The sequence below is a fragment of the Calditrichota bacterium genome, from assembly GCA_013112635.1.
Taxonomy (GTDB): Bacteria; Calditrichota; Calditrichia; order Calditrichales; family J004; genus JABFGF01.
Map to the genome: position 1 here is coordinate 661,994 of JABFGF010000002.1, position 12,196 is coordinate 674,189.

Below are 12,196 nucleotides of genomic sequence, written 5' to 3' on the forward strand. Positions count from 1 at the left end.
GTTTTTTTATTTTACAGACTACTGATCGTATTCTTCCAGCTCTTTAAACTCGCCTAATGTTTTTGTAAAAATATAAATGGCTAAAATTCCTAGAATGGTATGCGCTGCTAAAGTATACATGATGTATTCGGGGTTCCCGCCATCTTCAAAGATTCCCATAATCCATGTATATGCACCACTTGCAACGGCTCCGATAAAAATTGCCAGAAAGTTTGTACCCATATATAAACCAGCTTTTTCTTTTGGAGCAATCCACATTATATATTCTTGTATCCTAGGTGATGAAATCATTTCACCAATTGCAAATAAGAATACACCCAAAAAGACAAGCTCATTGATATTTGTTACTGCCATAGCCAATATAACAAAACCAATTGCAGCCACTAATAATCCAAACAAAAATGAACCAATAGCCGCGCGTTTTTCAAATATTCTTGATACGAAGACTTGAAAAACTAAAATTATATATCCGGTATGAGATATGGCTTCAGCGTTTATTCTCCAGGTTCCATCAGCATCGCTAGAAATCAATTGGGTTAACCACTCACCAATTACAGGTTTTACAGACATATATAAGGCAGCAGTATTCATATAGTCATTTATATAAACTGCTAAAACATTAAAAAATGCCCAAAACGGCATCCAGAAGAAAAAGCCAAGCAAGATGATAAAAGTCGCAAATTTACCATCAGACAATGCTTCCCCCATATCCTTAAATTTTTGTTTAAGGGTAACGCCTTCCAGATCACGCTCCGGTTCCTTATAGAAAAAGATGGTTACAAGAAACATCAAACCAACAGCGGCGGCGGCTGTATAAAATGCATAATCCCAGGAGATAGCACGTAATTTACCCATAACAATCGGACCAAATGATGCCCCTAAGTTTACCATTGCGTAGAAGATTCCAAAACCAAGTGTCTTATTCGTTGAATCTGTTGTAACCCTTATCGTAGAAGAAACCAATGGTTTAAAAATACCCGCTGCAAAGCCGATTGATAGCATAGTTAAAGCGATACCTGAAAAAGACTTTGTTACAATTAATAACAATATCGCTGGCAGATAAGCAATGTATGATACAATCAGCATCTTCTTAAAGCCATACTTGTCCGCCAAAGTCCCGGAGAACAGTGGAGTTAAATAAGACAAACCAAGAAAGATACTCTGAATCACACCCAAATCACCACGATCATATCCTAGCTGCTGTAAATAAAGCCCAAAGCCCATGTAAATGCCATAATAGGCAAAGCGTTCAAAAACTTCGATTGAGTTGGCTACCCAGAAAACAAATGGATAAGCCGTCCGTTTTTTTTCCATAACTACCTCAAATTAATTAGATTTTTTTGTTAATAACGAGTAATTCATTTTTATTCGTGATACATCTCTTCTGCGCCATGAGTTAGTGCTTTTAACTTTTTGAAGAACACTAAAAGTAAAAGACCGAACAACACACAGAACACAAAAATACCAGTAAATACCTCAAATTCCCCGGCATGTTGTGCAAGTTCTCCAAGCATCCCGGCCAGTTTACCACCCAACCCGGTAGCAGCAAAATATAGACCCATCATCATCGATGAATATTTTAGCGGAGCCAGTTTTGTAATAAAAGACAATGCGACAGGAGAAAGCGATAGTTCACCGATAACGTGAAGTAAATAAGCGGCTACAAGCCACACAAGCATCGCTTTTCGACCATCAACTGCATCTAATTCAATAACAGCCGCACTTAACATCAAAAAACCTGTTCCCATAACCATCGTACCGATAGCCATTTTAAAAATAGACGATGTTTCCTTTCCTCTTGTTTGCCTTTTTGACCACAACCAAGCGACTGGAAAACCAAACATTATCACAAAAAGCGCCGGAACAGATTGGAACATACCGGTTGGAATTTCCCAGCCAAAAACAACACGATCAATACTGTCACGGGTAAATAAGTTCATTAATCCACCTGCTTGTTCGTATGCGGCCCAAAAAACAATCACAATTAGAAATGATATTAACAATACAATTACACGGTCTTTTTCGATTTTTGTTAACGGTGCATTTGTATTAGTGCCCTCAATCTTTTTAGTGGGCATAAAGTTTCCTACTTCTTCCAGATATTTTTGACCCCACAAATAAACAATCAATCCCAAAATCATACCAATTCCGGCTAAGCCGAATCCATAATGCCAACCATAAACTTCACCTATATATCCCACAAGAAGAGGAGCAGCAAAGGCCCCAACATTTATGCCCATATAAAAAATAATAAACCCATTGTCCCTGCGAGGATCGCCTTCCTTATATAAACCGCCAACCATTGTGGAAATATTGGGTTTTAGCAGACCAACTCCCATAACCAAAAGAGTTAATCCAATATAAAACATTTCAATTGAGTTAGAGACTAAGCTAAATTGGCCAGCTATAATTAATAGACCGCCCAATAAAACAGACTTTTTTTGGCCCAAAAATCTATCCGCAAGAATACCACCTGGAAAAGACATGAAATAAACAATTCCAAGATACCAACCAAACAAGGCCATTGCTTCTGCACTATTCCAACCCAAACCCGGATTATCGCCAACCGTTTCTTTCGTAATATATAGTACCAGAATAGCACGCATTCCGTAAAAACTGAAGCGCTCCCACATTTCCGTAAAAAATAATATTAAAAGTCCTTTTGGGTGTTTTCCCATTCTTCCTCCAAAAAATCTATTAAAGTTGATGAATTACTGAATTGTTGAATTTATGATCAGAACAGAAATTCAATATTTCAACAGTTCATTTCTATTTCAAAACAGGATCGTAAAATTTACCATTGTCGTTGATATTTGTTTTGATCCACCTCTTTTAAAAAAACGCTTGCTTTGATTTTTTGCAATTACATAACCCATCATACTCCCAATAATTGCTCCGGTTAAAACATCACTCATATAATGGCGGTCGCTGGCTATCCTTAAATAGCCCGTCAACGAAGCTAGCGTAATTGCCGACCCCCAAATTAATGCAGAATTGTGCGGATTTTCTTTTTCCAGGATATATGACATGGATGTAGCTATTGCGAATGAAAAACTTGTATGCCCACTAAAAAAGGAAAGAAAATCATCATCAGCTTCAGCTTGAATCGATTTGAAATAGGAATATGGTCTTTGACGGGCAAAAGCATACTTTGAAATATTTGTCAGGAACGCAGTTGCAGCCAGGGCTTGTATGTTCAATAACAAATGCCTACCATAATTGTGATCAGATAATAAAGGAGACCAAAAGACTGATGGCCCCAAAAGTCCTTTTAATATAACGTCACTTACTAAAGCCGCCTTATCAAGATTTGAATTATCCCATTTTAACTTATCACGAAAAAACAAATCAAAAGAAAGTGGCTCAATCCACTTAGGATTTTGTGGCGTTAGAGCTTCTTTAAAAAAAAGTTCGCCACTGGCAACAAGTGCTACTCCTCCATAACCTAAAAAATAATCTGTACTATTTGCTTGTGAGTAAATTGACCCGGTGCTGGTAAGGAAGAGAAATGTAAAGATTACAATTTTAAGATGTTTCTTATTTTGCATAAAATAAAAAACGCCCTGTAAAATACAGGGCGCTATTCTTAATAAAACTATTTAATGCCACCAGCCAATTTGTTTATTGGTTTTGCAATAACAAAGAAGAGTAAACCAAAAACTGCTACAAATCCGGCAACAACACTATAAAGTAAATCTTGCGGGAAGTGTTCGATATAAGTAGCAACCAAACCTGCAGTTAAATTACCAAGTGCCGCACCCAAAAACCATGTTCCCATCATCTGGCCAACAAGACGTTTTGGGGAAAGTTTTGTAACGCTGCTAAGTCCAACCGGACTTAAACAAAGCTCTCCAACAGTATGGAAAAAGTACGTCACAACAAGCCACATCGGGCTAACTTTTCCAGCTTCTGTAAATGATGCGCCCCAGGCTAAAACAAAAAAGCCAACGCCAAGAATGAACAAACCAAGACCAAATTTTATCGGAATTGATGGGTTCTTATCTCCAAGCTTTACCCATAATGCACCAATTGCCGGTGCTAAGATCACAATAAAAAGTGGATTGATATTTTGTAACCACGAAACAGGCAGCTCCCAGTTAAACATTGTCCTGTCTGTTAAGTCACGCGCAAAAATTGTCATCGATGATCCCGCTTGCTCAAAGCCGGCAAAGAAAACAACTGCACCAAGGAAAAGAATAAAAATCATACCAATACGTTTTTTCTCTTCCGCATTTTTTGTAGCAAACATAATTATGGATAAGAAATAAAGTACGGCTACAGCTAACAGGATATAGCCAGTGTTTTTTGCAAAATCAACAATATCAAATGTGCCTGTCGAAGCAAAATAAAAATAGATTCCGGCAACTATAACCAATGTTGCGGCTATACCCATATAAAATTGGCGAAGCCCGCTTGCTTTCATTTCCGGGGATGCTGCATCACCTTTTAATAATCCAGCGCCTTCTAAAGCTTTTTTACGTGTTAAAAATTGAATTACACCAAGAGTCATTGCAATACCGGCAGACAAGAAACCAATATGCCAGCTTACTTTTTCACCAAGAAAACCAACAATTAATTGTCCTGCAACGGCACCAACATTTATACCCATATAAAAAATTGAGAACCCGGCATCTCTTCTGGCACCACCTTCAGGATACAAATCACCAACAATTGCACTTACATTAGGTTTCAAAAGTCCCGTACCTAAAATCACTAAAAAAAGACCCAGATAAAAGGTTACCTGTCCGGGAATTGCAAGCGAATAGTTGCCCGCAGCAATTAAAATCCCGCCAATTAAAACAGCGTTTTGTTGCCCTATTATTCGGTCTGCAACCCAACCACCCGGCAAGGCCATGGCATAAACACCAAAAGTATATAATCCGTAAATTGCCGCTGCTGTTGCACTGTCAAACTCAAAACCGCCAGTAACCACCGCTGCGGTCATAAAAAGAACAAGAATAGCCCGCATTCCATAATAACTGAATCGTTCCCACATTTCAGTCATAAAAAGAACCTGGAGCCCCTTGGGATGCTCTTTAAACATTAAAACCTCCATAAAAATATTTTTGAATTAGATATCTAAAGGATAGTTGAATAAGTTGATAATATAGGCATTCTGACAATAAACATAAAGTGCTTTTTTATAAGCTGCTTTTAATCTAATTTCAAAACTCCTTTTAAATAATAAGTGAAACTTACTTTGAGATAAAAAGTCAAAATAAAATCATGAGAAAAAACTCCTTAAAAGAACTCTTATCCATTATTTCCGAAAGCTTAAAAGGCGGCGAAAAAGATTTTACGACCGGAAGTATTGGCAAGGCCGTTTTTCTGCTTTCAGTACCTATGATTCTTGAAATGGCCCTTGAGTCTATCTTTACTGTTGTTGATGCGTTTTTTGTTGGAAGGCTTGGTTCGGATGCCCTTGCTGCAGTTGGTGTAACAGACGCTGTAATTACGCTTATTTTTGCTGTTGCGATTGGAATTAGTATGGGCACAACAGCAATGGTTTCCCGCAGAATTGGTGAGAAAAATCCGGAAGCTGCATCAACTGCAGCGGCCCAATCGATATGGCTGGGAGTATTTATTGCAATACCATTTGCTGTGTTTGGTCTTATTTTTCCAAAAGAAATACTGGGATTGATGGGAGCCACCGAGCAGGTTGTTGAAACAGGCTGGGGCTTCACGGCAATGCTGCTTGGCGGGAATATAACTATTATGCTCCTTTTTATTTTGAATGCTGTATTTCGCGGGGCTGGTGATGCGGTGATTGCCATGCGTGTTTTATGGATTGCCAATGGAATAAACATAATTTTGGATCCTTTGCTTATTTTCGGAATTGGTCCTTTCCCTGAGCTGGGTGTGACCGGTGCCGCCGTTGCAACAACAATTGGTCGCGGAACCGGGGTTTTGCTTCAGCTATATGTTTTGTTTTCGGGTAAGGGGCGCATAAAAGTCAGCAAGGAAAATATGAAGCTGGATTTAAAAATTCTTTTCCGGCTAATAAAAGTATCCATCGGTGGGGTGTTTCAATTTATCATCTCCACCTCTTCCTGGGTTGCTCTTGTACGCATTCTTGCCCTGTTTGGTAGTGCGGCTCTGGCAGGTTATACAATTGCAATTCGAATAATTATTTTTGCCATTCTCCCTTCCTGGGGTATGGCCAATGCAGCTACAACTTTGGTTGGCCAAAATCTTGGTGCCGGCAATCCGGACCGGGCAGAAAAATCTGTATGGATTACGGGGTTTAGCAATTTCTTCTTTCTTGTTATGGTTGCAGCAGTTTTCATAACCATTCCGGAATATCTTGTTGGGATCTTTACAACTGACCCGGAAACTTTGGCAATTGGAAGCACGGCTTTGAGGATAATCAGCTATGGCTACGGCTTTTATGCTTTTGGTATGGTGATGATTCAGGCATTTAATGGAGCAGGTGATACATACACACCGACAAAGATAAATTTTTTCATTTATTGGATGTTTCAAATCCCGCTGGCATTTATATTATCCAAAGGTTTTGCCGGTGTAAAAGATGTTTTATCCTGGTTAGGCCAGTGGCTTTTTGATAGAGATATTTTACTTTTCCCAAATACCGAAAGTATTCTCCATGAACAGGGTGTGTTTTGGGCAATAATGATTGCTGAAGCGATGCTGACAATTGTTGGTGTTATTGTTTTTAAACGCGGCAAATGGAAAGAAAAACAGGTTTAATACAAAAAAATAGTTTGAATAAAACACGGAGATACATAGAGCCCTGAGGTTTTTGTATTATTATTTCTTTCCTTAGCGTTCTTGGCAAACTCTTGTAGTGAATAAAACTGGCTATAACATGAATCCATATCAAACCATTTTTGAAGATCAGCAAAAACATTTTCTCAAAGAGATCAAAAACAGCACTGCCAAAGAGCGAATCGCAAAACTAAAAAAATTACGGTCCTGGATTTTTTCTCATAGACAGGAAATCCGGAATGCTGTTTATAAAGATTTTAAAAAACCGGCTGTTGGCGTTGATCTTTCTGAAATAAAGGTTGTTCTCAACGAAATTGATGTCGCCACCGGAAACTTAAAAAAATGGATGAAGCCTAAAAAAGTGCCTACACCAATCACTTTTCTGGGCACCAAATCCTGGATAGAATATGAAGCCAAAGGTGTTGCCCTTATTTTAGCTCCCTGGAATTTTCCTTTTCAGTTGACAATCGGGCCCCTCGTCTCAGCCATTGCAGCAGGAAATTGCGCCGTTGTAAAGCCATCAGAGATGAGTGAACACACATCAGATTTGATGAAATCCATGATCTCAGATTTGTTTGATGAAAGTGAAGTAACAGTTGTTTTAGGTGATTACAAGGTCTCAGAGAGTTTATTAAAATTACCTTTTGACCATATCTTTTTTACAGGCAGTCCACAGGTTGGTAAAATTGTTATGAATGCAGCGGCTAAAAACCTGACATCTGTTACATTGGAACTTGGTGGCCAAAACCCTGTGGTTGTTGATGAAACAGCCCGGATTAAAGACGCGGCCAAAAGGCTTATTTACGGAAAGTTTATGAACAATGGCCAATCCTGCGTTTCGGTTAATACTGTCTATGTCCATAAGTCAAAACAGGATGAGCTGGTTACAGAATTAAAAAGTGAATTATCGAAGGCCTTTCCCGGAGATGCTTTTAAAAACGAGGATTATGCACGGACTATTAATGAAAAGCATTTTCAGCGCGTCAAAAACCTTTCTGTAGATGCCGTTGAAAAAGGAGCAGAAATTATTACCGGCTCTACATTCGATGAAGAAGATTGTTATATTGCCCCGACAATATTGAACAACGTACCCCGAGAAGCGAATATTTGTAATGAAGAAATTTTTGGGCCGGTGATGCCGATCCAATCTTATGAAAATATTGAAGACGTTGTTTCAGAAATAAACAATAAAGAAAAACCGTTGGCACTTTATGTTTTTTCACAAACTAAAAAAAATATTAATTATATTTTAAAAAACACATCCTCCGGGACCACAGCAATAAATGAAACAACCTGGCAGTTTGGTCAAAAACATCTCCCGTTTGGTGGTGTAAATTCTAGTGGCATGGGTAAATCTCATGGACATCATGGTTTCATGGCATTTACAAATGAGCGTTCCATGTTAAAACAAAAAAATGGATTTACTATTGCACAACTTGTTCATCCGCCATATACAAAAAGTGTTAAATGGATTGTAGATTTAATAGTTAAATATTTATAATAACATAGATTGCTATCAATAATAAATGGAGAATAATATGAGAATATTAATTGCTTTTATTTTAAGTTCAAGTTTTTTGTTTTCACAGGTAAAAACACCACAGCCAAGCCCCTTTAGCACAATTACACAGGTTGTAGGGATTACAGAAATTGCAATCGAGTACTGCAGACCCGGAATAAAAGGACGCAAAATTTTTGGTGGATTAGAACCTTACGGCAAAGTGTGGCGAACCGGAGCAAACGAAGCTACAAAAATTAAATTCAGCACGGATGTTACTCTAGAAGGTAATGAAGTTCCTGCAGGTGAATACAGCATTTATACAGTTCCCGGAGAACGCGAATGGAAAATTATAATCAATAAAAAACTAGACGGCAGACAGAACCATGCCAAAGAACATGATTTAGTTACTTTCAAAGTTAAACCCAAGTTGACACCGCTGCCTGTTGAAAGGTTCACAATTGATATTGCGGACATTACGGATAACTCAGCAAATATAGTTTTGATGTGGGCCCAAACACGCGTTAGCTTTAAAATGGGTGTTGATACAGATAAAATGGTTATGGAAAGTATTAAAAATTTCCGTGACTCGGATGATGAAAAAAGCGCCGGTGCATGGTACAGTTCTGCCCGTTATTATTTTGAAAATGAAAAAAATCTCGAAGAAGCGCTGGAAATGGTTTCAAAATCACTTGAAATAAATGAAAAACCTTTTTGGGTCCTTCGTTTAAAATCACAAATTTTAGCAGCAAAGGGTGATTATGAAGAGGCTATTGTTTGGGCAAAACGTAGCCTGGTAAGCGCACAAAAAGCCGGCAATAATACGTATATTAAAATGAATGAGACTGCAATTTCCGAATGGAGTGCAAAGTTGTAATTAAATATGAATATATTAACTTGTATGTGAAACCAGGCAATTATTATATCATAAATTCCGTATGCTACTTTTAGGTACCGGTTTGATTGTTGTAGTGACAAGTCTACATAAAATGTTGGCATAATATGCCCAGATTAAAATTCAAAGATTTAAAAATAAAAACCAAACAGACCCTTGGTTTTGGCACTATCCTTTTTATCCTAATCGCGGTCAATCTCCATTCTATCTATAATATGAGAGAATTGCGCCGCGAATTAGAGATTTCTTCTTCTAATTCTCTACCACGCGCCATCGCAATTGCAGATATAAACTATTATTCATCTAATCTGCGCATTGCCCAATTACAGCTCAGTTTTGCAAAAACGGATATACAAAAAGAGGAGCACAATAAAAAAATATCCAAGCTGATCGATGATATTAATCAAAGCAAAGATACTTATGAATCCTTGATAAGCGAATCTAAAAAACTAAAACTGTACAGCAAAAAAGAACAAGAACTTTATGTAGATTTTGATAGTTTATGGGATGAATATCTTGGGTTTAGTCTCAATTGTGTTTTACTGTTCCGGGAAAATAAAACTGAACAAGCCATTACTTTGTTAAACGGTGATGCCAAAAATATATTTGATGCATACAGTTCTATTTTAACAGAAATGGTTCGCTTGTACGATCAGTATTTACTTGAATCGGTTGCCCGGGCGACAGAGACATTTTTAAGAGCAAGGAAATTTACAATAACCCTCCTGGCTGCAACAATTATAATTTCCCTCATTATGGCTATAGCCATTGTACGCTTGATTACAGTGCCGGTCAGTCGGCTGGAAAGTGCTGCACTGGCAGTTGGTGAGGGTGATTTATGGGTAAATGTTAAATATCGCAGCAAAGATGAACTTGGAACCCTGGCGACTGCCTTTAATCGAATGATTAAGTCTTTACGCGAGGCTCAGGAGAAAGCAGAAGAAAAGTCTGCCAAACTGGAGTTACAGTGGGAAGTTTTACGGGAAACCCATGATGAACTTCAGGAAAAATCCGTTTTACTGGAGCAGCAAAAACAGGAAACCGAACAAAAAAATGCAGACCTGGAAAACACACTTGATCGCCTTAAGGAAGCTCAAAACCAGCTTGTACAATCTGAAAAAATGGCCTCAGTAGGGCAGCTTACAGCAGGAATTGCACATGAAATAAATAATCCTATCAATTTTGTTTCTGCCAATATAAAACCATTAAAAAGGGATGTTGCAGATATAATTGATGTGCTAAAAAAATATGAACAGGCTGTAACAACAAGTTGCCTGGATAGCAATTTTGAAGAAGTGGATAAGCTAAAAAAAGAAATCGATTTTAATTATGTTTTGGAAGAGATTGACAAATTGTTAGATGGAATTGAAGAGGGTGCAAGGCGCACGACTGAAATCGTAAAAGGACTGAGAAACTTTTCCAGACTTGATGAGGATGAACAAAAACTGTCGGATATTCAACAGGGTTTAGAATCCACTTTAATGGTACTGCATAATGAACTCAAGAATAAAGTTCAGATAAAAACCGAATATGGCAACCTCCCACAAATATTATGCTATCCCGGAAAACTAAACCAGGTATTTTTAAATATTTTACAAAATGCCAACCAGGCAATTAATGAAAGTGGTGTCATAACAATCAAAACCTGGATGGACAAATCCTGGGTTTATATATCGATAAAAGATGATGGCAATGGAATGTCTGAAGATGTTTTAAAACGTGTGTTTGAACCTTTTTATACAACAAAAGATGTTGGTAAAGGAACCGGCCTGGGATTATCAATAAGCTATGGAATTATCCATGACCATGATGGAGATATTGAAGTTTTAAGTAAACCCGGTAAAGGATCCGATTTTATAATTAAGCTGCCATACAAATATTAAAACTGCCAAATTCACAATTAATTAATTATCATTGAACATGTCAGATTTAATTTCGTAGTTTGCCAAAATTGCCTGCTTTTCACAAAGGAAAAACCATGGAGAATTTAAAACCAACTATCCTGTACGTGGATGATGAACCTCAAAATCTAGTTTCATTTAAAGCTGTTTTTCGCCGTGACTACAATGTAAAAACAGCTATTAGTGGTGAAGAAGGTTTATCAATTTTACAAAACGAACCTGTGGATGTCGTTATTACTGATCAACGCATGCCTCAAATGACCGGGATCCAGTTTTTAGAAAAAGTAATTCCTCAATTTCCAAATACCGTAAGAATGATATTAACCGGCTTTAGCGATGTTGAAGCCATCATCGGAGCAATAAATACAGGTCAGGTTTATCGTTATATTACAAAGCCGTGGGATGAAAATGAATTGCGTATGACTATTGAAAATGCCTGTCAGCTTTCGGAGTTACAATCCAAAAACAGGCAGCTCATTTGCGATTTAAAATCGAAAATAGAGGAACAGGAAAAAACATTACAATTGTTTATGCGCTATGTCCCCGAGCCCGTTGTTGAAAAAGCCCTGAATTCTACAGCAGACTCTATTTTTGATGGTGAGCAGCGAAATGTGGCCGTTCTATTTTGTGATATCCGTGGTTTTACCCCAATGAGTGAAGAGTTAAACCCTAAAGAAGTTGTAAGTTTTTTAAATGATTATTACAGCATGATGACAGAGGTTATCCGAAAAAGCAATGGTACGGTAGCGCAATTTGTTGGAGATGAAGTTTTTGCAGCATTTGGCGCCCCGCTCGCCACAGAGCAGAATGAACAAAATGCTGTGTTTTGCGCATTAGAAATGATGCGCCAGTTAGAAAAGCTCAATTCAAAATATAATGAAAAATTTAATCGTGAAATAAAAATGGGTATTGGTATAAATTCCGGAGAAGTGGTTGCTGGAAACCTCGGTTCTGCAGAGCGAATGGATTACTCGCTAACCGGTGATACAGTTAATACGGGAAAACGAATTGAAACTATCACTAAAGAGATGCCAAACTCCGTTCTTGTTAGTGACGCCATTTATCAAAAAACCAAAGAACTGTTTAACTTCAAAGAATTTGAACCTCTTTTTGTAAAAGGTAAAAAGGAAAAAATTCAGGTATATGAGGTCCTTGGAAGAAAAGAATAATGTGCCG

General features: G+C 37.8%; 9 protein-coding genes. 5 read left to right on the top strand and 4 right to left on the bottom strand.

The genetic code is table 11. The features are described from left to right. Positions 1-18: 18 nt before the first annotated feature. From HND50_07990 to HND50_08005, 4 genes are all read right to left on the bottom strand, one after another. Positions 19-1,314, bottom strand: coding sequence for an MFS transporter (locus HND50_07990; protein ID NOG45156.1), 1,296 nt, complete (start codon positions 1,312-1,314; stop codon positions 19-21). 50 nt (positions 1,315-1,364) lie between these two features. Next, positions 1,365-2,678: a peptide MFS transporter gene (locus HND50_07995; protein ID NOG45157.1), complete on the bottom strand. Its 1,314-nt coding sequence runs from the start codon at positions 2,676-2,678 to the stop codon at positions 1,365-1,367. A 96-nt stretch (positions 2,679-2,774) separates the two neighbouring features. Then, entirely contained in the window at positions 2,775-3,548 is a 774-nt protein-coding gene (locus tag HND50_08000; protein ID NOG45158.1) for a phosphatase PAP2 family protein, read from the bottom strand. 47 nt (positions 3,549-3,595) lie between these two features. Beyond that, positions 3,596-5,056 carry a peptide MFS transporter gene (locus HND50_08005; GenBank protein NOG45159.1) on the bottom strand — a complete coding sequence of 487 codons (1,461 nt, stop codon included), beginning with the start codon at positions 5,054-5,056 and terminating at the stop codon, positions 3,596-3,598. A gap of 170 nt (positions 5,057-5,226) precedes the next feature. On the opposite strand from HND50_08005, the gene HND50_08010 reads away from it, so the two are divergent. The 5 genes from HND50_08010 (at position 5,227) to HND50_08030 (ending at position 12,189) form a co-directional block, all read left to right on the top strand. After that, positions 5,227-6,708, top strand: a complete 1,482-nt coding sequence (locus tag HND50_08010; protein NOG45160.1) for an MATE family efflux transporter — start codon at positions 5,227-5,229, stop codon at positions 6,706-6,708. Between the two features lie 118 nt (positions 6,709-6,826). After that, positions 6,827-8,227: an aldehyde dehydrogenase family protein gene (locus tag HND50_08015; GenBank protein NOG45161.1), complete on the top strand. Its 1,401-nt coding sequence runs from the start codon at positions 6,827-6,829 to the stop codon at positions 8,225-8,227. A 37-nt stretch (positions 8,228-8,264) separates the two neighbouring features. Further along, a complete protein-coding gene (locus HND50_08020) occupies positions 8,265-9,101 on the top strand; it encodes a DUF2911 domain-containing protein (protein NOG45162.1) in 837 nt (278 codons plus the stop codon). Between the two features lie 125 nt (positions 9,102-9,226). Continuing rightward, positions 9,227-11,002, top strand: coding sequence for a HAMP domain-containing protein (locus tag HND50_08025; GenBank protein ID NOG45163.1), 1,776 nt, complete (start codon positions 9,227-9,229; stop codon positions 11,000-11,002). Between the two features lie 95 nt (positions 11,003-11,097). Continuing rightward, positions 11,098-12,189 (top strand): response regulator, encoded by a 1,092-nt coding sequence (locus tag HND50_08030; protein NOG45164.1) that lies wholly within the window; start codon positions 11,098-11,100, stop codon positions 12,187-12,189. Positions 12,190-12,196 lie beyond the last annotated feature (7 nt).

What these genes read in the sequence shown, in the direction of transcription:
- HND50_07990 (NOG45156.1), bottom strand. Translation starts at nt 1,314, where the DNA reads ATGGAAAAAAAACGGACGGCTTATCCATTTGTTTTCTGGGTAGCCAAC.
- HND50_07995 (NOG45157.1), bottom strand. Translation starts at nt 2,678, where the DNA reads ATGGGAAAACACCCAAAAGGACTTTTAATATTATTTTTTACGGAAATG.
- HND50_08000 (NOG45158.1), bottom strand. Translation starts at nt 3,548, where the DNA reads ATGCAAAATAAGAAACATCTTAAAATTGTAATCTTTACATTTCTCTTC.
- HND50_08005 (NOG45159.1), bottom strand. Translation starts at nt 5,056, where the DNA reads ATGGAGGTTTTAATGTTTAAAGAGCATCCCAAGGGGCTCCAGGTTCTT.
- HND50_08010 (NOG45160.1), top strand. Translation starts at nt 5,227, where the DNA reads ATGAGAAAAAACTCCTTAAAAGAACTCTTATCCATTATTTCCGAAAGC.
- HND50_08015 (NOG45161.1), top strand. Translation starts at nt 6,827, where the DNA reads ATGAATCCATATCAAACCATTTTTGAAGATCAGCAAAAACATTTTCTC.
- HND50_08020 (NOG45162.1), top strand. Translation starts at nt 8,265, where the DNA reads ATGAGAATATTAATTGCTTTTATTTTAAGTTCAAGTTTTTTGTTTTCA.
- HND50_08025 (NOG45163.1), top strand. Translation starts at nt 9,227, where the DNA reads ATGCCCAGATTAAAATTCAAAGATTTAAAAATAAAAACCAAACAGACC.
- HND50_08030 (NOG45164.1), top strand. Translation starts at nt 11,098, where the DNA reads ATGGAGAATTTAAAACCAACTATCCTGTACGTGGATGATGAACCTCAA.